The sequence below is a fragment of the Microbacterium foliorum genome (assembly GCF_006385575.1).
GTDB classification, from domain to species: domain Bacteria; phylum Actinomycetota; class Actinomycetes; order Actinomycetales; family Microbacteriaceae; genus Microbacterium; species Microbacterium foliorum_B.
The window spans coordinates 2,439,992-2,464,567 of sequence record NZ_CP041040.1 but is presented as its reverse complement, the minus strand read 5'-3'; the positions used below and the strand labels follow the sequence as shown (position 1 = coordinate 2,464,567).

Annotated in this window: 22 protein-coding genes and 1 tRNA gene; 17 read left to right on the top strand and 6 right to left on the bottom strand. The window is 67.1% G+C overall.

What is annotated here, in order from left to right; genetic code table 11:
• The first annotated feature begins 41 nt into the window (after positions 1-41).
• From FIV50_RS11860 to FIV50_RS11845, 4 genes are all read left to right on the top strand, one after another.
• The gene (locus tag FIV50_RS11860) at positions 42-1,055 is read left to right on the top strand and encodes a LacI family DNA-binding transcriptional regulator (RefSeq protein WP_140037606.1); all 1,014 of its coding nucleotides are present in this window, start codon (positions 42-44) and stop codon (positions 1,053-1,055) included.
• Between the two features lie 155 nt (positions 1,056-1,210).
• Positions 1,211-2,731, top strand: coding sequence for a multiple monosaccharide ABC transporter ATP-binding protein (mmsA, locus tag FIV50_RS11855; protein ID WP_308810395.1), 1,521 nt, complete (start codon positions 1,211-1,213; stop codon positions 2,729-2,731).
• Entirely contained in the window at positions 2,728-4,083 is a 1,356-nt protein-coding gene (gene mmsB / locus FIV50_RS11850; RefSeq protein ID WP_140037605.1) for a multiple monosaccharide ABC transporter permease, read from the top strand. Before mmsA ends, mmsB begins: the two co-directional genes overlap by 4 nt.
• A gap of 60 nt (positions 4,084-4,143) precedes the next feature.
• Positions 4,144-5,265: a substrate-binding domain-containing protein gene (locus FIV50_RS11845; protein WP_140037604.1), complete on the top strand. Its 1,122-nt coding sequence runs from the start codon at positions 4,144-4,146 to the stop codon at positions 5,263-5,265.
• 69 nt (positions 5,266-5,334) lie between these two features.
• Here the strand turns inward: FIV50_RS11845 and FIV50_RS11840 are convergent, their stop codons facing one another.
• From FIV50_RS11840 to FIV50_RS11825, 4 genes are all read right to left on the bottom strand, one after another.
• Positions 5,335-6,261, bottom strand: a complete 927-nt coding sequence (locus FIV50_RS11840) for a hypothetical protein (RefSeq protein ID WP_140037603.1) — start codon at positions 6,259-6,261, stop codon at positions 5,335-5,337.
• Positions 6,262-6,332: 71 nt separating this feature from the next.
• A complete protein-coding gene (locus FIV50_RS11835; protein ID WP_140037602.1) occupies positions 6,333-7,076 on the bottom strand; it encodes a hypothetical protein in 744 nt (247 codons plus the stop codon).
• Between the two features lie 95 nt (positions 7,077-7,171).
• Entirely contained in the window at positions 7,172-7,612 is a 441-nt protein-coding gene (locus FIV50_RS11830) for a hypothetical protein (protein ID WP_181164214.1), read from the bottom strand.
• A 203-nt stretch (positions 7,613-7,815) separates the two neighbouring features.
• Entirely contained in the window at positions 7,816-9,153 is a 1,338-nt protein-coding gene (locus FIV50_RS11825; RefSeq protein WP_140037600.1) for an HNH endonuclease signature motif containing protein, read from the bottom strand.
• A 103-nt stretch (positions 9,154-9,256) separates the two neighbouring features.
• Between FIV50_RS11825 and FIV50_RS11820 the strand changes: the two genes are divergently transcribed.
• From FIV50_RS11820 to FIV50_RS11790, 7 genes are all read left to right on the top strand, one after another.
• Complete coding sequence (locus FIV50_RS11820; protein ID WP_140037599.1) at positions 9,257-9,994, top strand: alpha/beta fold hydrolase; 738 nt, start codon at positions 9,257-9,259, stop codon at positions 9,992-9,994.
• Between the two features lie 9 nt (positions 9,995-10,003).
• Positions 10,004-10,801 carry a hypothetical protein gene (locus FIV50_RS11815; RefSeq protein ID WP_140037598.1) on the top strand — a complete coding sequence of 266 codons (798 nt, stop codon included), beginning with the start codon at positions 10,004-10,006 and terminating at the stop codon, positions 10,799-10,801.
• A 39-nt stretch (positions 10,802-10,840) separates the two neighbouring features.
• A complete protein-coding gene (locus FIV50_RS11810; protein ID WP_140037597.1) occupies positions 10,841-12,652 on the top strand; it encodes an ABC-F family ATP-binding cassette domain-containing protein in 1,812 nt (603 codons plus the stop codon).
• Positions 12,653-12,775: 123 nt separating this feature from the next.
• Positions 12,776-14,581, top strand: coding sequence for a Na+/H+ antiporter (locus FIV50_RS11805; RefSeq protein WP_140037596.1), 1,806 nt, complete (start codon positions 12,776-12,778; stop codon positions 14,579-14,581).
• Between the two features lie 91 nt (positions 14,582-14,672).
• The gene (locus FIV50_RS11800) at positions 14,673-15,587 is read left to right on the top strand and encodes a MetQ/NlpA family ABC transporter substrate-binding protein (RefSeq protein ID WP_140037595.1); all 915 of its coding nucleotides are present in this window, start codon (positions 14,673-14,675) and stop codon (positions 15,585-15,587) included.
• 100 nt (positions 15,588-15,687) lie between these two features.
• Positions 15,688-16,731 (top strand): methionine ABC transporter ATP-binding protein, encoded by a 1,044-nt coding sequence (locus FIV50_RS11795; protein ID WP_140037594.1) that lies wholly within the window; start codon positions 15,688-15,690, stop codon positions 16,729-16,731.
• A complete protein-coding gene (locus FIV50_RS11790) occupies positions 16,731-17,390 on the top strand; it encodes a methionine ABC transporter permease (RefSeq protein ID WP_140037593.1) in 660 nt (219 codons plus the stop codon). Before FIV50_RS11795 ends, FIV50_RS11790 begins: the two co-directional genes overlap by 1 nt.
• On the opposite strand, the gene FIV50_RS11785 is transcribed toward FIV50_RS11790, so the two are convergent.
• Positions 17,377-18,300: a pseudouridine synthase gene (locus tag FIV50_RS11785; RefSeq protein ID WP_219846292.1), complete on the bottom strand. Its 924-nt coding sequence runs from the start codon at positions 18,298-18,300 to the stop codon at positions 17,377-17,379. The two genes, FIV50_RS11790 and FIV50_RS11785, sit on opposite strands and share 14 nt — an antisense overlap.
• A gap of 18 nt (positions 18,301-18,318) precedes the next feature.
• Positions 18,319-18,813 (bottom strand): MarR family winged helix-turn-helix transcriptional regulator, encoded by a 495-nt coding sequence (locus FIV50_RS11780; protein ID WP_053097060.1) that lies wholly within the window; start codon positions 18,811-18,813, stop codon positions 18,319-18,321.
• Positions 18,814-18,884: 71 nt separating this feature from the next.
• Between FIV50_RS11780 and FIV50_RS11775 the strand changes: the two genes are divergently transcribed.
• The 6 genes from FIV50_RS11775 to FIV50_RS11750 all read left to right on the top strand — a co-directional run bounded on the left by FIV50_RS11775 (position 18,885) and on the right by FIV50_RS11750 (position 24,464).
• Positions 18,885-18,956: transfer RNA gene (locus FIV50_RS11775), tRNA-Gln, on the top strand.
• A 1-nt stretch (position 18,957) separates the two neighbouring features.
• Complete coding sequence (gene glmU, locus FIV50_RS11770; protein ID WP_140037591.1) at positions 18,958-20,388, top strand: bifunctional UDP-N-acetylglucosamine diphosphorylase/glucosamine-1-phosphate N-acetyltransferase GlmU; 1,431 nt, start codon at positions 18,958-18,960, stop codon at positions 20,386-20,388.
• Positions 20,389-20,396: 8 nt separating this feature from the next.
• Entirely contained in the window at positions 20,397-21,431 is a 1,035-nt protein-coding gene (locus FIV50_RS11765) for a ribose-phosphate diphosphokinase (protein WP_140037590.1), read from the top strand.
• 86 nt (positions 21,432-21,517) lie between these two features.
• Complete coding sequence (locus tag FIV50_RS11760) at positions 21,518-21,988, top strand: FMN-binding protein (RefSeq protein WP_140037589.1); 471 nt, start codon at positions 21,518-21,520, stop codon at positions 21,986-21,988.
• Between the two features lie 16 nt (positions 21,989-22,004).
• Positions 22,005-22,862, top strand: a complete 858-nt coding sequence (locus FIV50_RS11755; protein ID WP_140037588.1) for an FAD:protein FMN transferase — start codon at positions 22,005-22,007, stop codon at positions 22,860-22,862.
• A 27-nt stretch (positions 22,863-22,889) separates the two neighbouring features.
• Positions 22,890-24,464: an FAD-dependent oxidoreductase gene (locus FIV50_RS11750; RefSeq protein WP_140037587.1), complete on the top strand. Its 1,575-nt coding sequence runs from the start codon at positions 22,890-22,892 to the stop codon at positions 24,462-24,464.
• Positions 24,465-24,576: the final 112 nt, after the last annotated feature.

The following is a 24,576-nucleotide window of genomic DNA, read 5'->3' as shown; positions in this document are numbered from 1 at the left end:
TGAAGTGACGATGTGACCGTGCACATACAAGGAGGTCTGTGATGTCGACTGCCTCCGAGCGTGCCCGGATGCCGAGCATCCGAGACGTTGCTCGACTCGCGGGCGTGTCGCACCAGACCGTCTCCCGGGTGCTGAACGATCACGCGAGCATCCGTCCCGAGACGAAGGCCAAGGTCCTCGACGCCATCGCGGTGCTCGACTACCGCCCCAATCTCGCAGCGCGGGCGCTGGTGACCAGCAAGTCCAACATGCTCGGCATCCTCGCGGCGACCGTGGGGGAGTTCGGACCCACGTCCTCGATCGTCGGCATCGAGGATGCCGCGCGCGAGGAGGGCTACTCGGTCTCGACTCTGAACCTCTCGGCCACGACGCCGGAGGCGATCGGCAACGCCCTGCGCCAGCTGGCGCGCGAGCAGGTCGACGGCATCGTGGTGCTGGCCCCGCAGGTGCGGGCTTTCCATGTGCTCAAGGGCATGGCGGTCGAGATGCCGTTCGTGTCGCTGCAGACCGCCTCGGGCTCCGATGGGGTGACACTGTCGGCCGACCAGGTCGCGGGAGCACGCACCGCCACCGAGCATCTGATCGGACTCGGCCACAGCGACATCATCCACATCGCCGGCCCCCAGGACTGGATCGAGGCCGAGTCGCGCATGCGCGGATACCTGGATGCGCTGCGCGAAGCCGATCTTCCGACCTTCCCGCCGATCCGCGGCGACTGGACGGCGGACTTCGGCTACTTCGCGGGGCAGGAGCTGTCGCGACGCCGCGATTTCACGGCTGTGTTCGTCGCGAACGACCAGATGGCGATCGGTCTGCTGCACGGCTTCCGGGATGCCGGCGTCCGCGTGCCCGAAGACGTGAGCGTCGTCGGCTTCGACGACATCCCCGTGGCCGCGCACGTCGCGCCGACTCTGAGCACGGTGCATCAGGACTTTCCCGAGCTCGGGCGTCGGGCGGTGCGGATCCTGCTCGCGCAGATCCGGGGGGAGCAGGTGCCGCAGTTCGGCCCGCTGCAGACCACCCTGCGCACGAGAGAGTCGTCGGCACCTCGATAGAGCCACAATTTGGCTCGTGGTCTTGACAGCGTCTCGGCGAGCGTAGACTATGTAATCCAATGTGAACGGTCACATCGAAGGTGACCGCCCGTCGCGAGGAAGATCTTGTGAGCACCACAGCAACGTTGCCGGTCGTGTCAGGCCCCATCCTGGAGATGCGCAGCATCACCAAGGAGTTCCCGGGTGTCAAGGCGCTGTCCGACGTGTCCATCACCGTCCGCGCGGGAGAGATCCACGCGATCTGCGGCGAGAACGGTGCCGGGAAGTCGACCCTGATGAAGGTCCTCTCCGGCGTGTACCCCTACGGCACGTATGAGGGGGACATCCTGCTCTACGGCGAGGAGCAGCGCTACCGCGACATCGCGGCGAGCGAGCAGGCGGGAATCGCGATCATCCACCAGGAACTCGCGCTGATCCCCGAGCTCTCGATCACCGAGAACATCTTCCTCGGCAACGAGATCCGCCACTTCGGCAAGATCGACTGGCGCGCACAGCGCCAGCGCACGGTCGAGCTGCTGGCCCGTGTCGGCCTGCGCGAAGACCCCGACGTCGCCGTGAAGACTCTCGGTGTCGGCAAGCAGCAGCTGATCGAGATCGCCAAGGCCCTCAACAAGGACGTCAAGCTCCTCATCCTCGACGAGCCCACCGCCGCCCTCAACGAGAACGACTCGCAGCACCTGCTCGACCTGATCCTGGGCCTCAAGGCCAAGGGCATCGCGTCGATCATGATCAGTCACAAGCTCAACGAGATCGAGCAGATCGCCGACGAGATCACGATCATCCGCGACGGTCGCACGGTCGAGACGCTCGACATCTCGCGCGGCGAGATCAACGAAGACAGGATCATCCGCGGAATGGTCGGACGCTCGCTCGAGAGCCGCTACCCCGACCGCACCCCCGAGATCGGCGAGGTCTTCTTCGAGGTCAAGGACTGGTGGGTGCAGCACCCGACCGTCTCCGAGCGCATGGTCGTCAAGGGCTCGAACCTCAACGTCCGCCGCGGTGAGGTCGTCGGCATCGCCGGCCTGATGGGCGCGGGGCGCACCGAGTTCATGATGAGCATCTTCGGGCGCTCGTACGGCAACTTCCAGGGCGGACAGATCGTCAAGGACGGCCGCGAGATCTCGATCCCGGATGTCTCCTCCGCCATCAAGCACGGGCTCGCCTACGTGAGCGAGGACCGCAAGGTGCTCGGACTCAACCTGCTCGACACGATCAAGCGGTCGGTCGTGGCGGCCAAGCTGTCGAAGATCTCGAAGCGCGGCGTCGTCGACGAGCGCGAGGAGTATTCGGTCGCCGAGCGCTACCGCAAGGCGCTGCGCATCAAGACGCCGAGCGTCGAAGAGGGCGTCGGCAAGCTCTCGGGAGGAAATCAGCAGAAGGTCGTGCTGGCGCGGTGGATGTTCACCGACCCCGACCTGCTGATCCTCGACGAACCCACCCGCGGAATCGACGTGGGCGCGAAGTACGAGATCTACGCGATCATCAACGAGCTCGCCTCGCAGGGCAAGGGCGTCATCGTCATCTCGAGCGAGCTGCCCGAGCTGCTCGGCATCTCCGACCGCATCTACACAGTCTTCGAAGGTCGGGTCACCGACTGCATCCCGGCCGACCAGGCGACACCCGAGGCCCTCATGCGCAGCATGACCTCCGCGACTCAGAAAGCATCAGCATGACCACCGACCTCACGACAACGAAGCGTGGCTTCCACTTCGGCGACATCCGCAAGATGTTCGGAAGCAACGGCACCTCGTCACTGCGCCAGTTCGGCATCCTGGGCAGCCTCATCGTCATCATCGCCCTCTTCGAGATCCTCACGCTGCTGCGTAACGGACCGAACGGTGCGACGCTGACCTCGGGCAACCTGATCAACGTCATCAACCAGTACTCGTTCATCCTGATCCTCGCGATCGGCATGGTGATGGTCATCATCATGGGCCACATCGACCTGTCGGTCGGCTCGGTGGCGGCTTTCACCGGCATCATCGTCGCGAAGTCGATGGCCGACTGGAACCTCCCTTGGCCGGCGGCGATTCTGCTCGGTCTCGGTGTGGGTGCCCTCGTGGGTGCCTGGCAGGGATTCTGGGTGGCGTATGTCGGGGTGCCCGCGTTCATCGTGACGCTCGCCGGCATGCTCTTCTTCCGCGGCGCGCAGCAGTGGATCGGTGACGCTCAGACGATTCCGGTGCCCAAGGGCTTCCAGGTGATCGGCACCGGTTATCTGCCTGAGGTCGGGCTGCCTCTCGACTTCAACGTGCCGACCATGCTCCTCGCCCTGGTCGCCGTGGCGTGGCTGGTCTTCTGGGAGATCCGCACCCGTCGCCAGCAGCACAAGATGGGCTCCGACAGCGCACCTCTGTGGGTCAGCGTGCTCAAGGTCGTGCTGCTCTCGGTCGTCGTCCTCGCTGCTGCGTGGATGTTCGCGACCGGTCGCCCCGGCACGAGCTTCCCGGTTCCGGGTCTGATCCTGCTCGCCCTGGTCATCATCTACTCGTTCATCACGCGGAACACCGTGTTCGGCCGTCACATCTACGCCGTGGGTGGCAACCGCCAGGCCGCACGCCTCTCGGGTGTCAAGGACCGCTGGGTCGACTTCTTCGTCATGATGAACATGTCGATGATGGCCGCTCTCGCCGGCATGATCTTCGTCGCCCGTTCGCAGGCGTCCGGACCCAACGACGGTACGGGCTGGGAGCTCGACGCCATCGCCTCCGTGTTCATCGGTGGCGCCGCCGTCGCCGGTGGCATCGGCACCGTGATCGGGTCGATCATCGGTGGTCTGGTCATGGCCTTCCTCAACAACGGTCTCGCGCTGCTCGGCCAGGGCGCCGACGTCGTCTCGATGATCAAGGGCCTCGTGCTCCTGCTCGCGGTCGGCATCGACGTCTGGAACAAGCAGCAGGGCCGCCCGTCGCTCATCGGTTTCATGATGCGGCGCTCGAACCGTCAGGTGGATCCGGCGACCGAGACGTTCGAACCCAACAGGACTTACCAAGCCCCTCCCGTCGACAAGACAAGGGCCGAGTAAGCGGAATCTCCGCGCAGTGCTCGCACGCAGAATCCGTCACATCACACAGAAAGAGATCACATGAAGAAGATCATCGTCACAGCGACAGCGCTCGTCGCGACGGCTGCCTTCGCACTCACGGGTTGCTCCGGTGAGCGCGGCGGCGGAACCGACACGGGATCCGGCGAAGAGGCCGAAGCAGGCTTCGAAGCAGGCTCCCCGATCGGTGTCGCGCTTCCCGACAAGACCAGTGAGAACTGGGTGCTCGCGGGCCAGCTCTTCACGGACGGCCTCGAAGAGGCCGGCTTCAAGGCCGACGTGCAGTACGCCCCGGCGAGCAACACGGTCGCCGAGCAGCAGAACCAGATCCAGGCCATGGTCACCAACGGTGCCAAGGTCATCATCATCGGCGCCAAGGATGGCAAGCAGCTCGCCACCCAGGTGCAGGCCGCCAAGGACGCAGGCGCGTACGTGATCGCGTACGACCGTCTGATCGAGAACACCGAGGCAGTCGACTACTACGTCGCGTTCGACAACTTCAAGGTCGGCCAGCTGCAGGGGCAGGCTCTGCTCGACGGTCTCGCCGAGCGTGCGGGCCACGAGGCTCCGTACAACGTCGAGCTCTTCTCGGGCTCGCCGGATGACGCCAACTCGAAGGTGTTCTTCGACGGCGCCATGGACGTGCTCCAGCCGGAGATCGACAACGGCAACCTGGTCGTCGTGTCGGGTCAGACCGAGATCGCGCAGACCGCGACCGAGGGATGGCTTCCGGAGAACGCGCAGAACCGCATGGACACGCTGCTCACCTCGTCGTACAGCGGTGACACCGTGGTCGACGGCGTGCTGTCGCCGAACGACACCCTTGCTCGCGCCATCATCACGTCGGTGCAGCAGGCCGGCAAGCCGGTTCCGGTCGTCACGGGTCAGGACTCCGAGGTCGAGTCGGTGAAGTCGATCATGGAGGGCATCCAGTACTCCACGATCAACAAGGACACCGCGCTGCTCGTCGAGCAGTCGATCAAGATGGTCGGCCAGCTGCAGGCGGGCGAGACCGTCGATGTCAACGACGAAGAGTCGTACGACAACGGCGCGAAGATCGTTCCGGCCTACCTGCTCGACCCGATCATCGTCACGAAGGAGAACGCCGCTGAGGCGTACGCCAACGTGCCGAGCCTCCTCGAGATCGTGCAGTCGTACCAGTAATCGATTCCGCTCTCACAGCAGAAGAGCCGTCCGGACCTTCGGGTCCGGGCGGCTCTTTGTGCGCTACAGCTAGCCCCAGAGGGGGTCGTCGGGATCGGGAGAGTCTGTGCCGTCGGCATCTGTCATGATGCGCGCTTCAGCGATCCACGACGTCAGATGGCCATCGCGGAGGAGATGAGGTCGCGGTGTGTCGAGCAAAGCGGCGGCGGTCACCTTGTCCAGCGGCTCATCGCTCGCGAAGATGACGACATTGCCGAGTGGCCCTTCCGCATCTTCCGGCTCTGCGTCGAGCACGACAGCGACGTGATCGAACACGGTGCTCAGGGTCGCGGCCTGTCGTCGTGAGTATTCGAACGGATGCCCGTCGAGCAGGTTCACGGCGACCACGCCCGCTGCTGCGGAGCGCGCGGCGACCCGGCGATAGAACTCCTGGCTGGCCACACGATGCCGGATGACGGCGGCATCCCAGAGATCGACGACGGTGAAGCGCGCCTCCACCCAATCGGTGTCGATTGCGGTGCGATAACTCGCTGCGTCGTCAAGTCCGGGGGACGGAGATGACTGCACCGGCGATGTCTTCTCGTTCGGAAGAGCGGCGTCCGCGACCGTCCGAGCGTCACCGAGGATGACTCGTATGTCAGACCCGGGAGGCAATGGCAGCGCGTCGATGACGGCGGCGTAGAGCGCGGGTTCGAACTCCACCACCAGCTGAGGTGATCCGGCGCGCGTCGCCTGGACGTAGCGTGCCAGCGTGAGTGCTCCGGCCCCCAGATGCACGGTGAACAGCGGCGCATCAGGCTCGGCGGCGGCATCCATTGCGCGGGCGATGTGTTGGGTGTAGCTGTACTCGAGGGCGGTGGGCTCGGTGATCGAGACGACGGACTGCGCAACTCCATCCACGCTGAGCTCGAAGCGACCGGGTCGCCTTCTCGACTGCACCAGCTTTGCCTTGCGGTTGGCTAGTGAGAGCGAGAACACCCGGCGACTCCATGGCACCTGCCTAGTTTAGGCCGGTGGGGATCGGTCGGCGGCTGCCTCTCGAGAAGCAGAGCGCCGTAGGCGAATCTTCAGCAGCCGACGCCGGCCGGGTTCTCGTCGCAGGTGTGGGCGACGAGCGCGGTGCGGGCCTCGAGGATGCGGATCTCCTGCGTGGCGCCGCTGGTCGTGAGCTGCCCGGGAACGTCGATCCACCCGCCGCCGAGGTCCACCTGCGCGGTGTATCGGATGTCGACCCGGGCTGGGTACACGCCGGGTTCGCGGTAGACGTGGCTGGTCGGGGTCGGCGTGAACTGCGCCTGACCGAGCGCCTCCCAGGTCTGCCCCGGTGTCGTCACTGTCGCGGAGCTGCCGTCGCCGTACGTGTAGTCGTATCCGGCCGGGACGAACCGCACGCGCAGCGGCACGCCGAACAGCTCGCCATCTTGGACCTGCGGTGTCGCAGCAGCGGTGAAGTTGGTCGGCATCCCGGCGATTCCGACGTTGCCGGGTTCGGCGGTGGCGAGGACGGATGCCGGGGCGAACCGCGCGAGGTCGGAGATGACGATCGTCGGGGCGCCCGTCGCCGGCGGGCTCGTCGCCGGCGCAGCGGGCCGGTTCAGACGGGGCGCACATCGCGTGGTGCCCGAGTCATCCATGCACGCCGCGAGATCGATCGCCTCCTGGCTCGGTCCCGACGGTGCGCCGGGCCCGGATGGGCCGCTCGGGCCTCCGTTGCTTCGGCGTGTGTCCGTGTTCGGGTTGGTGCCCTGCTGCTGCTGCGTGCCGGTGATGGTGAGAGACGAGCCGTCAGTGGAGCCGCAGAGGCCCATCATCTGCGAGGCTGTGGTGCAGCCGGAACTAGCCCGAGTGGCAGCGTTTGGCATGGCCAGCACTAGTGCGACGGCCATCAAGGCCGTTGCGGTCCTGGTTAGCATGTCTCCCCATCTGCGGAATCCTCGTGAGCGATCAGCAGGTTATCGCCGTCTCCGGAGAATTCCACGAGCTGCGCAACAACGTCGCCTCGGTCAGGAGGCGTGACGTCGATGCCGCCCGCGTCAACGACTCGAAACTCAGATACGTCGATGCACACCATCCCTTCGACTTTCGCGGTCGGCTCGCCAACACTTGCCTCTGTCCCGCGGAAAGACAGGATCTTCGCCTCCCCGCTGGCCCGTAGCCCCCATTCACGTAGTGACCTCTGAGCCTCGATGTCACTTTCAAGTGCGAGAGACGTAAGAAACTCCTGCGGGTCAGGCTCAGAATCACCACGTGCCCGAGCGCTTAGGGCGTCAAAATACGCCCGGTACACCTCTTCCGCCGCCGCGAACGCCTCTTCCTCGCTGGCGAATGCAGGCGTCGGGGTGGGCACCGGTGCCGGCCCTGGTGCGCACCCGAGCAGCTGGCCGAGAGCGATCGCTACCAACACGACAGCCACACTTCTTGTGCGCGTCGTCATCGGTCTGGGAGCGGGCGAGGGGCGCGAGCGAGGAGGGGTCACCGCGCCACCGTAGTCAAAGTGCGGTCGGTGCCGCCGCAGTTATCCACAGCACCAGGCGGCGACCAGCGCCTCGCTCAGAACGGCGCGCGTGCAGCATCCTCTGCCACGGTGAAGGTCACCGTGTTCGGTGCAGGAGGAGTGTCGACGTAGGTTCGGCCCGTGGGGCTCGTCCACTCCATGACCCCGCCGGGTTTCTGTTCGACGTGCCAGGGGGAGTGGTGCTTCAGAACATGATGTCGGCGACAGAAGGACGCGAGGTTCGTCTCGCAGGTCGCGCCACCGGTCGAGGCCGAGTGATTGTGGTCGAGATCGCATTTGCGCGCAGCAATCCCGCAGGTGGGGAAGCGACATCGTTGGTCCCGTGCACGCAGATGCCTGCGGAGGTGGCGACTCGGTCGATATCGGTCGACCGCGAGCACTCGACCGCTGATCGGATGCGTCAGCACCCGATCCCACCCCTTCGTCTGACCGGCCATGGTGCGTGCGGTGTCGACATCGATCGGGGCACGCCCATCGAGCTCGGCGGGCGGCGCCGCATCGGCATCCGACGCCTCGTCCGCATCGTCATGCATCAGGGTCGTCACCGGAACGGTGATCTCGATCCGCGCACTGATGGCACCGAGCAGCCCGTCTTCGCTGTCGTGACCGGTCGGCTGTCCGCTGAGCACGAGATCGGCGAGCAGGTCGGCACGGATCTCATCGACCGTTCGGTCATCCGCCTCGAACTCGCTGCCGTCGCGAGCTGCCTGTCGCTTCGCGCGAAGGTTCTCGTTGCGCAGTGCATGCGCCATCTGCGAGAGACGGTCGAACATTCCGTGGACGAGCGCAGCGGGCGCGTGCGTGTGCAGCGCCGCCATCCCGTCTTCGCCATCCGTCACCCATACGCGTCGCTGAGACCTGGCTCGCCGGTGGCGCTCCGACACTGTCGTCGGAGCGAACCGCTCGGCGACCCGCCGGGCCAACGCGCGCAGACGGTTGGGCGACTCTGCCTCGGCGATCGGGAGGATGACCGCGGAGTAGTTCTCGCGATCGCTGGGCGACTCGATGCCCGACCCCGCGTCGACGATCACCCGGGAGTGCGCCGGGCTGATCCGCCCCGCCCCCTGAGCGGCCCATACGTCGGGAAAATGATCGACCAGCAGCTCCGCGGCCGCCATCCGCCGCTCGATCGTGCGGTCGCTGACGTGCTGCACTGCAGCGATCTCGGCAGCCACGGTGCGAAGAGAGTGGTCTCCGCGATCAGGGTGATCACCTTGCTTGGCGATGTCGATCGCCAGCCGCGCGGCGATAGCCAGCAGCTCGTCGCGTGCGGCGCTCATGCTGCTCAGCGTCGCCTCCGCGACCTGCAGCGCGTCGACGAGATCGGCGAGTGTCGCCATCTGCGTGTCCGTCGCGTCGAGCAGTGCTGTCATGCCATAAGTAGATCAGGGACCACCGACATTCGAAGATAGATACGAGACATTCCGATCCTGACATGATCACGGAAAGGTAACGAAAGCATGCGACACTGGCGGCATGCTTCTCCACGCGATCGACGCCGGGACCGGCCCGAGCACTGTGCTCCTGCTCCACGGCATGATGGGGTCGTCCGACAGCTGGTGGCGCCTGATCCCGCCGCTCACAGCCAACGGCCACCGCGTCATCGCGCTCGACCTCCCCGGTCACGGCCTGTCGGAACGCGACCCGCAGCTCACGATCGAGCAGGCGGCGGCGTCCGTGGTCGAGACGGTCCGGCGCCTCGGACCAGGGCGTCCGCTCGCAGCCGTCGGCCATTCCTACGGGGCGACAGTCCTCGCCGCGGCCGCCGAGATGCTGCAGCCCGACGTCACTGTGTACGTCGACGCGGCGCTCGCCCTGACCGGAGGACACGACCGCGCGACTCTCACAGCGCAGTACGCGCGCGACCGTGGAGCGCGCCTGACTCCGGAGGATCTGCTCGCATCACGCCCCTTCTACTCCGTGCAGGATGCCGAGGTGGAGGCCCGCGCCGCCGCACTCTTCGACCCGGCCACGACAGCATCCATCTCCTGCGACACCGATCACTCCTGGCTCCCCGACGCCGGTTCGATCGTCGTCAAGGCTGAACCGAGCTCGTGGGTCAGCGACGACGACGCCCGCAGATTCGCGGCGAACGGCGCCGATGTCCGCAGCATCCCCGGGGCCGCGCACACCATCTGGTACAGCCATTTCGACGAGTTCACCGCATCCCTCCCCGAACTCTTCGGGCCACCGGCGTCACGCACGCTGCCATAGCCTCGGATCATGACGACCGCGGCGCGACCATCGAATGCGGTGCTCGCGGAGTTCGGAGTCTCCGCCACGCACCACGAGGAACTCCGCAACCTCCCCGGCGGACGCGGTCTGACCTGGCGTGCGGCCGACACCGTGCTGCGCCCCTCGGCCGGAGACGGCGAGACGCTGTGGAAGGCGAACGTCCTCGCGCATCTTCCACGCTCGACCGAGTTCCGCACATCGCGCCCGATCCCGTCGGCTTCCGGAGCGTGGACGATCGACGGCTGGGAGGCCTGGCGATGGCTGCCCGGTCGGACCGATGAGACCCGTGTGACCGATGTGCTCGCCACCGCCGCCGCATTCCATCGTGCTGTCGCGGACCTCGACCGACCTGACTTCCTCGACGCCGCAGACGACCCGTGGGCGCGGTCGGACAGGATCGCGTGGGAAGAAGAGGATCTTCCGCCGGTCCGCACGCTCCAGCACCTCGCCACAGCCTTCCACCCGGTCGACGCACCTGCCCAGATCATCCACGGCGACCTCCTCGGCAACGTGATGTTCGCACCGGGGCAGCCCCCGGCGATCATCGACTGGGCTCCGTACTGGCGTCCGGTCGGATTCGCCGACGCGATCGTGCTGGCCGACGCAGCATGCTGGCATGGACTCGATCCGACCGAGATGCTCAGGCTTGCAGACGAGAGAGCAGAAGGCCGTCAGTGCATCATCCGCGCCCTCGTGTTCCGCATCGCGACCTTCGAGCTCCTGGGCGTCTGGGATGCCGAGATGGAGTCGCGCCACGCTCCCGTTGTCGCCGCAGCGCTCAGCTGACCGGCCCACCCAGCGTGCCCGACTACCCTGGGGAGTGATATGGCACATCTTCTCGGGGCAGAAGCCCTTCACCTCGAATATCCGACGAGGGTCGTCTTCGACTCCGTGACCCTCGGCATCGAAGAAGGTGACCGCATCGGCATCGTCGGCCGCAACGGCGACGGCAAGTCGAGTCTGCTCGGCATGCTGGCGGGCATCAAGGAGCCGAACTCCGGACGCGTGACGGTGCGTGGCGGCACGACGATCGGCGTTCTCGACCAGGCCGACACCCTCAGCGACGACCTGACCATCAGCGCGGCGGTCGTCGGCGACACCCCCGAGTACGAGTGGGCGGGCGACCCCCGCATCCGCGATGTGATCGAGGGGCTGCTGAAGGATCTGCCGTGGGACGCCGAGATCGGCTCCCTCAGCGGTGGCCAGCGCCGTCGCGTCTCGCTCGCCAAGCTGCTGACGGGCGACTGGGACGTCATCGCGCTCGATGAGCCCACCAACCATCTCGACGTCGAAGCCATCACCTGGCTGGCCGGACACCTCAAGAAGCGATGGAGCCCGAACTCGGGAGCCCTCATGGTCGTCACCCACGACCGGTGGTTCCTCGACGAGATCTCGACCGAGACGTGGGAGGTGCACGACCGCATCGTCGAGCCCTTCGAGGGCGGCTACGCGGCATACATCCTGCAGCGCGTCGAACGCGACCGGATGTCGGCCGCGACCGAGGCCAAGCGCCAGAACCTCGCCAAGAAGGAGCTCGCCTGGCTGCGCCGAGGCGCGCCCGCTCGCACCGCGAAGCCGAAGTTCCGCATCGACGCCGCCAACGAACTCATCGCCGACGTGCCGGAGATCCGCGACAAGATCTCGCTGCAGTCGCTCGCGGTATCGCGCCTCGGAAAGGACGTCGTCGACCTCCTCGACGTGGGCGTGACCTATCCGACCGTCGACGGTGGCACGCGAGAGGTGCTGCGCGACGTCGAGTGGCGCATCGCGCCGGGGGAGCGCACCGGCATTCTCGGCGTCAACGGCGCCGGCAAGTCGACGCTTCTCGGCCTCATCTCGGGCACCGTCGAGCCGACCGTGGGCCGTGTGAAGCGCGGCACGACCGTGAAGGTCAAGACGCTCACCCAGCGCCTCGACGAGCTCGAAGACGTTCGGCGCGAGCCGGTGCGTGTCGTGATCTCGCGGCTGCGCACCTCGTACACGATGGGCTCCGGCTCGAAGGCCCAGGAGCTCACGCCGGGCCAGCTGCTCGAGCGACTCGGCTTCGATTCGGCCCAGCTCTCCACGCCCGTGAAGGATCTCTCGGGCGGCCAGCAGCGTCGACTGCAGCTGCTGCTCGTGCTCCTCGACCAGCCCAACGTGCTGATCCTCGACGAGCCGACCAACGATCTCGACACCGACATGCTCGCGGCCATCGAGGACCTCCTCGACTCGTGGTCGGGAACCCTGCTCGTGGTCAGCCACGACCGGTACTTCCTCGAGCGCGTCACCGACCAGCAGTTCGCGATCCTCGACGGCCACCTGCGGCACCTGCCCGGAGGTGTCGACGAGTACCTGCGACTGCGGCAGCTGCAGACCTCGGCGCCCGGCAAGTCGCAGACCGCCGTCAACACCGAGAAGAAGGCCTCCAGCCTCGACGGTGCCGCCCTGCGCTCAGCGCAGAAGGAGGTCTCGTCGCTAGAGCGCCGCATCCAGAAGCTCACTCAGCAGGTCGACAGGGCGAAGACCGCGCTGGCGGAACACGACCAGTCGGACTTCGCGGGTCTCGGCGACAAGATGAAGGCGATCAGCGATCAGCAGGCCGAGATCGAGCAGCTCGAACTCCGCTGGTTCGAGCTGACGGAAGAGCTCGACTGACGCAGCGTCTCGCCATTCAGCCGTAGCGGGAATACGGTGGCACTGCGATGCGCTGTGCTCTGGGCGGGGTTCGATGCCATCCGGGATCGCACAGCTTGATCCTGCGGTTCCCGGGAGGTTCAGATGGAAGGACTCGAGGTCACGGTCCTGATCGGACTCACGATCCTCGTGGGCACGTTGCTGGCGCCGCGCGTGCGGCTCGCACTGCCGCTCGTGCTCGTCATCCTGGGTCTGCTGCTCGGCTTCGTGCCTCAGCTGCGCGAGATCCAGCTGCCGCCCGAGACCGTGCTGCTGCTGTTCCTCCCGGTGATGCTGTTCTGGGAGAGCCTGACCACCTCGCTGCGCTCGATCCGCCGCGACTTCCGTTACATCCTGCCGATGAGCACGCTGCTCGTCGTGGCATCCGCCTTCGCCGTCGCCGGCGTCGGACTGCTGTTCGGGATGCCGTGGGAGACCGCCCTCATCCTCGGCGCGGCCGTCGCTCCACCCGACGCCACGGCCGTCGCCGCCCTCGGACGCCTGCTGCCGACGCGCATGTTCATGAAGCTCAAGGCCGAGAGCCTGACGAACGACGGCACCGCCCTGGTGCTCTACGCGATCGCGATCTCGCTGGCCCTCGGCGGCAACGTGACGCCGCTGTCGGTGACGATGTCGGTGCTCATCTCGTATGTCGGAGGCATCGCCGCCGGCGTGGTCATCGCCGCGCTCGCGTACCTGCTGCTGCGGCGCACCTCGTCGACGATCGTGATCAACGTCACGCTTCTGCTGATCCCGTTCTCGTCGTTCCTGCTCGCAGAGATCGTGCATGCTTCCGGCGTCCTCGCCGTCGTGGTCGCGGGGCTCATCGTCGCCTACGTGTCGCCCCGTGTGACGACAGCCTCGTCCCGCCGTCAGGTGGCCGCAGCCTGGCCCTTCGGGGTCTTCCTGCTCAACGGCGCGCTCTTCGTGCTCATCGGTCTCGAGGTGCAGTTCGTCGCGCATGAGATCTCAGCGGCGGCGATCGGCCGCCTGGTGCTGATCACGCTGGCGGTGTGGATGACGCTGCTGGTCGTGCGCTATCTCTTCCAGGTGATGAACTCCCTGTTCCAGCGACGCAACCCTGCGCGTCCGTCGCGCGGTGCACGGGCGCGGTCGATGGCGGTCTCGACCGTCGCAGGCATGAGAGGCGCGGTGTCGCTCGCGATCGCGCTGTCCGTGCCCGTCTCCAGCGCGACCGAGGGCGAGATCGCCGGGCGCGACGAGATCGTCTTCGTGACCGCCGGGGTCATCCTGCTCAGCCTGCTGGTGCAGGGGCCGCTGCTGCCCGCCATCGTCCGCTGGGCCCGCTTCCCCGTCGACCACGCCGAAGACGAGGAGTACGAGCTGGCCGAACGGACGATCTCGGGTGCGGCGCTCGCTGCCCTCGACGATCTCGCGGTCGAGCACGGTGTCGGGCAGGAGATCCGCGACAGGGTGCGCGCCGAGGGCTATCAGATGCTCGAGTTCTCGAACGCACGCGCACTGGCGCGCGAGCAGGCCATCGTCGACGCCGAGGCGCAGGCGCTCGACGTGATGCTCGACGAGCCCGATCCGCTCGGAAGCGGCAGCTCGATGCCCGAGGCAGGGGAGGACGACGAAGCGGATGCCGCGCAGACGGCGGTGCGGATGCCGGACCCGACGCGCATCGTCGATGACGAAGACGGCACCGACGGCGAGGGCAGGACCTTGCAGATGCTCGCGACCTCGGTCGACGTCGACGTCATGCAGCGGTCGCCGCTGCTGCGCCACGAGGAGCACACGCGCCTCAAGCTCGCCCTCCTCGACCGCAAGCGAGAGGTGCTGCTCGGGCTGCGCCGAGACCGCACGGTCGACGACCTCGTGTTCCGTCGCATCTCGGCCAGACTCGACCTCGAACAGGTGAGGCTGCAGGGCATCGAGGACTACGACTGACAGCTGTGACGCTCTGTGACGCTCGATTGTCGCGCACCGTGTCGCCCTGCCTAACGTATTCGAGTCCCCCAAGAGAGGAACCCGAACACTCATGTCCATCACAGCATCCCGTCGGACCACATCCGTCATCGCCGCGCTCGCCGCGGTCCCGCTCTTCGTCGCACTCGCAGGCTGCGCGACGGCATCCTCCGAGGCCGGTTCCGGCGACGGTGGAGACGAGACCGTCAAGATCGGTGTCGTCGGAAAGGGAGACGCGCAGTGGGCTCCCTTCGTCGAGGCAGCCGCTGAAGAGGGCATCACGGTCGAGCTCGTCGACTTCGGCTCGTACGAGCAGCCGAACCCCGCGCTCACCGAGGGCGAGATCGACCTCAACCAGTTCCAGCACATCGTGTACCTCGCCGAGTACAACAGCGCCTCGGGTTCCGACCTGACCCCGGTCGGCTCGACCGCGATCTACCCGCTCGGCCTGTACTCGCAGAAGTACGACGATGTCGACGACATTCCCAAGGGCGAGACCGTCGCCGTTCCGGACGACGCGTCGAACCAGGCCCGCGCGCTGCTCGTGCTGCAGTCGGCCGGACTCATCGAGCTCAAGAGCGGAGGCACGATCTTCTCGGATCTCGCTGACGTCGACACCGAGAAGTCCAAGGTCGAGGTCACCGCGCTCGAGGCCGCACTGATCCCCACCTCGCTGCCGGATGTCGCCGCGGCGATCATCAACAACGACTTCGTGGAAGACGCCGGACTCACCTTCGAAGAGGCCATCGCGCAGGACGACCCCGAGGACCCGAACGCGCTGCCGTACGTGAACATCTTCGCGGCTCGCGCCGAGGATGCTGACAACGAGACGTACGCGAAGCTGGTCGAGATCTTCCAGACGAACGAGGACGTGCAGGCCGGTCTGCTCGAGTCGTCGGGTGACACCGCGGTGCCGCTGCAGACCCCGGTCGAAGACCTGGTCGCCTCGCTCGAGAAGGTCCAGGAAGACACCGAGGCCAACAAGTAGGACGACGGGGGTGAACGACACCCCCGTCCGATGAGGGAGAATCGGGTGGCGCTTCGTGCGTCACCCGATTCTTCGTTCCCGAAGCAGACCGGAGCACCACATGCCGATCGTCACCCTGACGAATGTCTCGAAGACCTATCCATCCCGCACCCGTGACGAGTCCGAGATCGTGGCCGTGGACGACGTGTCCCTCTCGATCGAGAAGGGCGATGTCTTCGGGATCATCGGATACTCCGGCGCCGGCAAGTCGACGCTCGTGCGGTTGATCAACGCCCTCGAGCCGGCGACGAGCGGAACGATCACCGTCGACGGCGTCGACATCACGGCTCTCAAGGAGAGCGAGCTGCGCAAGGTCCGCGGCGGCATCGGCATGATCTTCCAGCAGTTCAATCTCTTCGCCTCGCGCAGCGTGAAGGCGAACATCGCCTACCCCCTCAAACTCGCGGGCTGGTCGAAGCCCGACATCGAGAAGCGGGTCACAGAGCTGCTGAGCTTCGTCGGCCTGGCCGACAAGGCCAAGGCCTACCCCGAGCAGCTGTCCGGGGGCCAGAAGCAGCGCGTCGGCATCGCCCGCGCTCTCGCCACCGGTCCGGCGATCCTCCTCGCCGACGAGGCGACCAGCGCCCTCGACCCGCAGACCACGCACGAGGTGCTCGATCTGCTCAAGCGCGTCAACCGGGAGCAGGGCGTCACGATCGTGGTCATCACGCACGAGATGGACGTCATCCAGACCATCGCCACCAAGGTGGCAGTGATGGAGAACGGTCGGGTGATCGAGCAGGGCGACGTGTTCGACGTCTTCTCCGCACCCCAGAACCCGGCATCGCAGAGGTTCGTCGGCACGGTCGTGAAGGGCGTGCCCTCGCCGTCGGAGCGCGCCGTGCTGAGCGACCGGCACCAGGGACGCCTCGTCACCTTCTCGTTCCGCGACGGCGACTCGTCTCAGGCGCAGGTCTTCCTCGACCTCGCCGGCGCCGGACTCGACTTCGAACTCGTCTACGGCGGCATCAACGACATCCGGGGGCGAGCCTTCGGCCACCTCACGCTCGCGATCCGCGGTGACGACGCGGTGATCGACCACACGCTCGCCGATGTCGCGCAGCGCGTCGAAGTGACCGAGATCGCCGGAGAGGAGGCACGCTGATGGATCGTCTGAACGAACTGTGGCCGGAATTCTGGGAGGCCGCGCTCGAGACCCTGTACATGACGTCGTTCGCACTCGTGCTCGGCGGCATCCTCGGTCTCGCGATCGGTGTCATCCTCTACGTCACGCGGCCAGGCGGGCTCGCTCAGAACCGCGCGGTGGCTGTCGTCGCCAACCTCGCGGTGAACTTCTTCCGACCGATCCCGTTCGTGATCTTCATGGCCGTCGCCCAGCCGTTCGCACGCGCAGTCGTCGGCACCGGAATCGGAACCACTGCCGGCGCTTTCATCATCGGTCTGGCCGCAGCGTTCGCGATCGGCCGCATCGTCGAGCAGCACCTGGTGTCGGTCTCGCCCGGCGTGATCGAGGCGGCGCGCGCGATGGGCGCCGGACCCTGGCGCATCCTCCTCACGGTGGCGATCCCCGAGTCTCTCGGCCCGCTCATCCTCGGCTACACGTTCATCGTCGTGGCGCTGATCGACATGACGGCGATGGCCGGACTCATCGGCGGCGGCGGCCTCGGTGCTTTCGCGCAGATCTACGGATTCCGCCAGTTCGAACCGCTCGTCATGTGGGCGGCGATCGTGCTGATCGTGGTGTTCGTGCACCTCGTGCAGATGCTCGGCACGCGTCTCGCGCGCAAGATCATGCGTCGCTGACCGGCGCTTCCTGCAGCGTGCGCGTCGTGGTGAAGACCCGCGGCGCGCCGCTCAGCGGATCGACGAAGTGCAACTCGCGCGCGAGCAGCTGCATGGGGTGATCGAAGTCGTCGGGCTTCTCGCCGCGGAGCTCGGGATAGAACGGATCGTTCAGGATGCCGAGTCCGAGAGCTGCGAGGTGCACCCGCAGCTGATGCATCTTGCCGCTGTGCGGGCGCAGCAGCGTGTGCACGACGCGCTCGTCGGCGTCGATCACCTCGATCAGCGTCTCGGCGTTCGGCTCCCGCTCGTCGTCGACCTGCACCTTCAGTTCGTTGCGGAGCTTCACGATGTGGTTGCGGTACACGAGGGGGAATCTCGACGCGTCCCAGTCGGCCGGGCGAGCCGACACCGCCTCGTAGACCTTCTGCACCTGCCGGGTCTCGAAGAGCAGCTGGTACGGCCCTCTGGTGGCCGGTCGCGCCGAGAACATGAGAACCCCTGCGGTCGCCCGGTCGAGGCGATGAATCGGCGCGAGCTCGTCGTTGCCGAGCAGGTTGCGCAGCCGGATCAGGGCGGAGTTCTGCAGGAACTTGCCGCCGGGGATGGTCGGCAGGAAATGCGGCTTGTCGATGACGACCAGGTCGTCGTCCTGATGGATGACCTCGATCTCGACGGGCAACCGCGACTCGACGGGAGGATCACGGTAGTACCAGATGAACTCCTCTACGCCCAGGGGCGTATCCCGCGTGAGGGGGCTGCCATCGCGGGCGACGATCTCTCCGCGGTCGAAGCGGCTGAGCAGGCCTTCGGGGTCGAGGTGGAAGAAGCGCTCGATCATGTAGGCGCCGACGGTCGGCCATTCGCCGCTCATCGGGACGTGCAGGCGCGTGGCGCCGACGCCGTCGCGCACGGGAAGAGGGGAGAGCATGGCCATGGCGTCAGAACCTCACGCGTCGAAGCTGAGGCTCAGCTTGCGCAGCAGCGCAGCCAGGCGATCGCGGTCGCCACGAGACAGCGCTTGAAGCAGGTCGTCCTCGACATCGACCAGACGCGTGATCGCGGCATCCACCCTGATGCGTCCGTCGTCGGTGAGCGTCACGAGCACGCTGCGGCCATCGGCCGGATCGCCCTCGCGTCGTACGAAGCGGCGCCCGACGAGACGATCGATGCGATTGGTCATGGTGCCGCTCGACACCAGTGTCTGCTGCAGCAGCTGCTTGGGGGAGAGCTGGAAAGGCGCCCCCGCACGGCGCAGCGCCGACAGCACGTCCCACTCCCAGGCCTCCAGATCACTGCGCCGGAACACATCCCTGCGGGCTCGATCGAGCAGCCGCGTCAGTCGGTCCATCCGCGACAGCACCTCGAGGGGTGAGAAGTCGAGGTCGGGGCGCTGGGTGTTCCAGGCGCCGACGATCCGATCAACCTCATCCGCCTCAGTCATCCGTCCATTATCGCCGGTAGCACGCAGGCGGACGTGGCAGACTTGATCCGCGGCGCTCTCGGGGGCCGCGGTCCGCCGTGGTGTAATGGCAGCACGACAGCCTTTGGAGCTGTTAGGTCTAGGTTCGAGTCCTGGCGGCGGAGCATGACTGGGAACAATCTCGCGATCATCATCCTCGCCGCAGGCCAGGGAACCCGCATGCGCTCGCGCCTGCCCAAGGTGCTGCATCAGATCGGCGGGCGCCCACTGGTCGGGCACGTCCTGACGACGGCCGGTCGCCTCGAGGCCGAGCACGTCGAGGTCGTCGTGCGGCACGAACGCGACCAGGTGGTCGCCGCGCTCGAGAAGGATTACCCGGCCGCCGTGTTCATCGACCAGGACGAGGTGCCGGGCACCGGTCGCGCGGTGCAGGTCGCGGTCGACGCGCTCCCCGCGGACTTCGACGGCGATGTACTCGTGCTCTCGGGAGACTGCCCGCTCGCCGACGCCGACACGCTGCGTTCGTTCCTCGACGCGCACCGCGCCGCCGAGGCGGAGGCGACGCTGATGACCGCGGTCGTCGACGACCCGACCGGCTACGGTCGCGTCATCCGCGATGCCGACGGCGGTGTCGACCGCGTGGTCGAGCAGAAGGACGCCACGGCAGACGAAGCTGCGGTCAGCGAGATCAACGCAGGCATGTACGTGTTCCGCGTCGCGACCCTGCGCAAGTACCTCCCCTCGGTGGGCGTCGACAACGCGCAGGGCGAGATGTACCTGACCGACGTGCCAGGTCTCCTGCGCCGCGACGGCAGCCGTGTGGCGGCATCCGTCGTCTCCGACGTCACCGTCACCTACGGCGTCAATGACCGCGCTCAGCTCGCCGAGGTCGGCCGACTGCTCAACCGCCGGATCGTGCGCCGCTGGCAGCTGGAGGGCGTCACGGTGATCGACCCGGCGACGACGTGGATCGACGACGACGCCACGCTGGCGCCCGACGTCACGATCCTCCCGAACACGCACATCCTGAGGGCCACCGCGATCGCCGAAGGGGCGATCATCGGACCCGACACGACGCTCGTCGACTGCGAGGTGGGCGCGGATGCGATCGTCCGCCGCACCGATGCCACGCTCGCGGTGATCGGCGCCGAGGCCACCGTCGGCCCCTTCTCGTTCCTGCGCCCTGGCACCGTGCTCGGCGCCCGCGGCAAGATCGGCGCCTACGTCGAGACGAAGAACGCCGAGATCGGCGAGGGCAGCAAGGTTCCGCATCTTTCGTACGTCGGAGACGCGACCATCGGACGAGGAGTCAACCTCGGTGCCAGCACGATCACGGCGAACTACGACGACGTGAACAAGCACCGCACGGTCGTCGAGGACGAGGTGCACACCGGCTCGCACACGACCCTCGTCGCGCCCGTTAGGCTGGGTGCTGGCGCCAAGACAGGTGCTGGCGCTGTCGTCCGCAAGGACGTCCCTGCCGGCTCCCTTGCCATGAGCGTCGCCCCTCAGCGCAACATCGAGGGTTGGGTCGAGAAGAACAGGGCAGGCACGGGCGCGGCAGATGCCGCAGCCCGAACCCGAGTGGCAGAGTAGGCAGAACGATGGCGCGCAAGAAGAAGACGGTCGATCTGGACAGGGACAACGGCATCGCTCCGGGTCTCGTAGCCAAGACCAAGAAGCGACTCGTGGTCGCCGGTGGTCGATCGCACCCCGAGCTGACCGCTGCGGTCGCCGCGTCTCTCGGCACCGAGGTCGTGCCGACCGAGCACCGCACCTTCGCATCCGGCGAGATCTACGCGCGGTTCGAGGTGTCGATCCGAGGCTGCGACCTGTTCCTGATCCAGACCTTCGGCGAGCCGGTCAACGAGTGGCTCATGGAGACGCTCATCATGATCGACGCCGCGAAGCGCGCCTCCGCCAAGCGCATCACCGTCGTCGCCCCGTACTATCCGTATTCGCGTCAGGACAAGAAGGGCCGCGGTCGCGAGCCGATCAGCGCCCGCCTCGTCGCCGATCTGCTGAAGACGGCCGGTGCCGACCGCGTCATGAGCGTGGACCTGCACGCCGCGCAGATCCAGGGCTTCTTCGACGGTCCCGTCGACCACCTGTTCGCCAAGCCCGTGCTGATGGACTACTTCAAGAGCACGCTGAGCGCCGAGGACCGTGAGATCCTCACCGTCGTCTCGCCCGACATGGGGCGCGTCCGCGTCGCCGACACCTGGTCGGACAGCCTGGGGGCGCCGCTGGCCATCATCCACAAGCGTCGCGACCCGAAGGTCGCCAACCAGGTCTCCGTGCACGAGATCGTCGGCGCCGTCGAGGGACGCACCTGCCTGCTCGTCGACGACATGATCGACACCGGCGGCACGATCGTGAAGGCGGCGCAGGCCCTCAAGGCCAGCGGCGCGCACCGCGTGATCGTCGCCGCGACCCACGCGATCTTCAGCGACCCGGCATCCGAGCGTCTGCAGGACGCGTCGATCGACGAGGTCGTGATCACCGACACGATCCCGCTGACGGAGTCGCGCCGCTGGGACAAGCTCACGATCCTGCCGATCGCTCCGCTGCTCGCACGCGCGATCCACGAGGTCTTCGAAGACGGATCGGTCACGAGCATGTTCGGCGGAGACGCCTAAGCAACCCATATATCGGACACAGCCCGCGCATAGATGCTGTCCCTACGGTCGAATCAACACACCGATCAAAGGCCGGGAGGACCATCATGATCCGCACGACTGTACCGACTTCTGTTCGCAAGGGCGCAGCCCTGGCCGGCGTCGCAGGACTTCTCGTCCTCGCGGGCTGCTCGGGCACGGCTGACGCCGAAGACCAGGCCACCGACACCGGAACCGACACGAGCACCGAATCCACCGATTCGGGCGCGGCGGCCGGCGGCGACTACACCGACGGCACCTACACCGCCGACGGTTCGTACCAGACACCTGAGACGGTCGAGACGATCAGCGTGACTCTCACCGTCGCCGACGGCCTGGTCACGGATGTCGAGGTGACCGGCGACCCGCAGGCCCGCGAGAGCGAGCAGTACCAGGGCGAGTTCATCGGCGGCATCTCGGACGAGGTCGTGGGCAAGTCGCTCGACGAGATCGAGGTCAGTCGTGTGGCGGGTTCGTCGCTCACCAGCGGCGGATTCAACGAGGCCGTCGAGTCGATCAAGGAGCAGGCCGCCGCCTGAGGCGCCTGATCACGGCATGACGATCTGGCGTTTCGACGCGATCGGCACGCGCTGGGAGATCGAGACGTCGCACGAGCTCGGCGCGGACGACCGTGAGCGCGTCGGCGCCGAGATCGAGCGGTTCGACCGGGAGTGGTCGCGGTTCCGTGAGGACTCATCGGTCACACGTGTCGGTCGAGACGGCGGCTCGATCTCGTCTCCCGATGCGGGAGCGATGCTCGATGCCTACCGCAACCTCTCCGAGGCGACGGGCGGCGCGGTGAATCCGCTCGTCGGGGACAGCCTCGCAGCCCTCGGCTACGACGCGTCGTACTCGCTCGTCGCGAGCTCGCCGGTCGCCGCCCCGAGCGACTGGACCGATCGGGTGCGCTGGACGGCGGGGGAGGCCACGGCATCCGCTCCGGCGCTCCTCGATGTCGGAGCTCTCGGCAAGGGGCGTCTGGTCGATCTCGTGATCGCGGTCCTCGACGATGTGCCCGGTGATCTCGTCGTGGATGCCGGGGGCGACATGAGGGTCCGCGGAGACGCGGTGCGCGTCGGCCTCGAACATCCGTACGATCCGACGAAGGCGATCGGCGTGATCGAACTGCAGGATGCCGCCCTCTGCGCCTCGGCGATCAATCGCCGCGCGTGGGGCGACGGACTCCACCACGTGCTCGACGCCCGCACAGGGGTGCCGGTCCGCACCTGGGCGGCGACATGGGCGATCGCCCGTGACGCGATGCGAGCGGATGCCGTCGCGACCGCCCTGTTCTTCGAGGGCGGCCCCGAGCTCGCCGCATCGTGGGGCGTCGAGTGGGTGCGCATGACGACCGACGGACGCGCAGAGCGTTCGCCCGGCTGCCCCGCACAGCTGTTCACCACTCGCCGATGAGGCGTCGAAGTAGGGAAGAGTAGACCTGTGATCACCTCCATCACCGCGCTGCGGCAGCGGGTCCTTGCGTTGCTCGGCGGAATCTCTATGTACCGTCTGGTGCTGTTCGCCCTGTCGACGCTCGCGCTCATCGCCGTGGTGCTGTCGGCCCTCGGCGTGATCGTGTCGCCGACACCTCTCGAGATCCTCGCGTCCTTCGTCGTGCTGGCGGTGGTCATATCGCTGGTGGATGCCGCGGCCCAGCGCATCCTGCGGCTGCCGTGGCGCATCGAGTCGTCGCTCGTCACGGCACTGATCCTGCTCTTCGTGCTCCGCCCCGGCATCGAGCCGAACGCCCTGCTCGGGCTGGCCATCGCCGGAGCGGTCGCGAGCCTGTCGAAGTATCTGATCGCGTGGCGAGGTCGGCACATCCTCAACCCGGCGGCTTTCGGTGCTGCCGTCGTGTCGATCCTCGGATCCTTCGGTGCCTTCGAATGGCTCGGGACGTCGTCGTCGTGGTGGGTCGGCACACCGTCGCTCTTCATCCCCGTGCTGATCCTCGGACTCGCGGTGCTCTGGCGCACCGAGAAGGTGCGCATCGTCGTCGTCTTCCTCATCGTGGCGATCGGGGTCTCGATACTGCGCCAGGCCGTGCAGGCGCAGGAGTTCTCGCTCGCGTTCGATCCTGGCGCTGCCCTCTCGTTCGCGGTCCTCCAGTCGCCGTTCCTGTTCCTCGGAGCGTTCATGCTCTCCGAGCCGCTGACTCTGCCCCCGCGCCGGTGGCAGCAGTTCTCGGTGGCGGCTCTCGTCGGAGCGCTCGCCGGCTGGCCGATCGCGATCGGCGGCCTCTTCACCCTCGGGCAGGAGCGCGCGCTGCTCATCGGCAACCTGCTCGCGTTCGCCTTCGCGCTGCGAGGCTCGGTGCGGCTCGTGCTCGAGAAGCGTCAGTTCATCACGCCGACCGCTCAGGAGCTGACGTTCCGCGCGAAGGGAAAGCTGAAGTTCCTACCCGGGCAGTACCTCGAGCTCGACGTGCCGCACGCCCGCCCGGATGCCCGGGGAACCCGCCGCGAGTTCAGCATCGTCTCGGCTCCGGCAGACCTCCCGATACTCCGCATCGCCTACAAGGACGGTGACCAGAAGCATCCGTCGAGCTACAAGCGCGCACTCGCTGCGGCGGAACCGGGCTCAGCCCTCGCGGTGACGGGCACCTGGGGTGATTTCCTTCTGCCGCGTTCGGAGACCCCCGTGCTGATGGTCGCCGCCGGAATCGGCGTCACGCCGTTCGTGTCGCAGCTGCGGCAGCTCCAGCTCACGGAGCAGCAGCGTGACGTGGTGCTGGTCTATGTGGCATCCGACAGCTCGCAGCTGGCCTTCCGCGACGAGCTGGCTGCGACCGGCGCGCGCGTCATCGTCTTCACGCGCGATGAGCCTGCCGACCTTCCTTCGCACTGGACCTGGGCGCAGGGCGCACGCCTCGACGCCGCCGGCCTCGATCACTACGTTCCCGACATCGGCGAGCGGCACTCGTACATATCGGGACCTCCGCGGCTCATCGCGGATCTCGCCCCCGCGCTGCAGAAGGCCCGCTCCCTCACGACGGACGCCTTCGCCGGGTACTGAATCGGGGTGCCGGTCCGGTGTGCGGAGCACCCGAGGCATGCCCTGCGGGGTCAAAAACGCACGGGAACGGCCTTTCTCGGGTGCGCTTTTGACCACGCAGCCCTGGGGACGT

Excerpts from the sequence above, each read along its gene's own strand:
- glmU (WP_140037591.1), top strand. The coding sequence starts at position 18,958 with ATGACTGGGAACAATCTCGCGATCATCATCCTCGCCGCAGGCCAGGGA.
- FIV50_RS11825 (WP_140037600.1), bottom strand. The coding sequence starts at position 9,153 with ATGACAGCACTGCTCGACGCGACGGACACGCAGATGGCGACACTCGCC.
- FIV50_RS11795 (WP_140037594.1), top strand. The coding sequence starts at position 15,688 with ATGCCGATCGTCACCCTGACGAATGTCTCGAAGACCTATCCATCCCGC.
- mmsB (WP_140037605.1), top strand. The coding sequence starts at position 2,728 with ATGACCACCGACCTCACGACAACGAAGCGTGGCTTCCACTTCGGCGAC.
- FIV50_RS11780 (WP_053097060.1), bottom strand. The coding sequence starts at position 18,813 with ATGACTGAGGCGGATGAGGTTGATCGGATCGTCGGCGCCTGGAACACC.
- FIV50_RS11860 (WP_140037606.1), top strand. The coding sequence starts at position 42 with ATGTCGACTGCCTCCGAGCGTGCCCGGATGCCGAGCATCCGAGACGTT.
- FIV50_RS11815 (WP_140037598.1), top strand. The coding sequence starts at position 10,004 with ATGACGACCGCGGCGCGACCATCGAATGCGGTGCTCGCGGAGTTCGGA.
- FIV50_RS11765 (WP_140037590.1), top strand. The coding sequence starts at position 20,397 with ATGGCGCGCAAGAAGAAGACGGTCGATCTGGACAGGGACAACGGCATC.
- FIV50_RS11805 (WP_140037596.1), top strand. The coding sequence starts at position 12,776 with ATGGAAGGACTCGAGGTCACGGTCCTGATCGGACTCACGATCCTCGTG.
- FIV50_RS11755 (WP_140037588.1), top strand. The coding sequence starts at position 22,005 with ATGACGATCTGGCGTTTCGACGCGATCGGCACGCGCTGGGAGATCGAG.
- FIV50_RS11785 (WP_219846292.1), bottom strand. The coding sequence starts at position 18,300 with ATGCTCTCCCCTCTTCCCGTGCGCGACGGCGTCGGCGCCACGCGCCTG.
- FIV50_RS11790 (WP_140037593.1), top strand. The coding sequence starts at position 16,731 with ATGGATCGTCTGAACGAACTGTGGCCGGAATTCTGGGAGGCCGCGCTC.
- FIV50_RS11760 (WP_140037589.1), top strand. The coding sequence starts at position 21,518 with ATGATCCGCACGACTGTACCGACTTCTGTTCGCAAGGGCGCAGCCCTG.
- FIV50_RS11845 (WP_140037604.1), top strand. The coding sequence starts at position 4,144 with ATGAAGAAGATCATCGTCACAGCGACAGCGCTCGTCGCGACGGCTGCC.
- FIV50_RS11810 (WP_140037597.1), top strand. The coding sequence starts at position 10,841 with ATGGCACATCTTCTCGGGGCAGAAGCCCTTCACCTCGAATATCCGACG.
- mmsA (WP_308810395.1), top strand. The coding sequence starts at position 1,211 with ATGCGCAGCATCACCAAGGAGTTCCCGGGTGTCAAGGCGCTGTCCGAC.
- FIV50_RS11835 (WP_140037602.1), bottom strand. The coding sequence starts at position 7,076 with ATGATGGGCCTCTGCGGCTCCACTGACGGCTCGTCTCTCACCATCACC.
- FIV50_RS11800 (WP_140037595.1), top strand. The coding sequence starts at position 14,673 with ATGTCCATCACAGCATCCCGTCGGACCACATCCGTCATCGCCGCGCTC.
- FIV50_RS11820 (WP_140037599.1), top strand. The coding sequence starts at position 9,257 with ATGCTTCTCCACGCGATCGACGCCGGGACCGGCCCGAGCACTGTGCTC.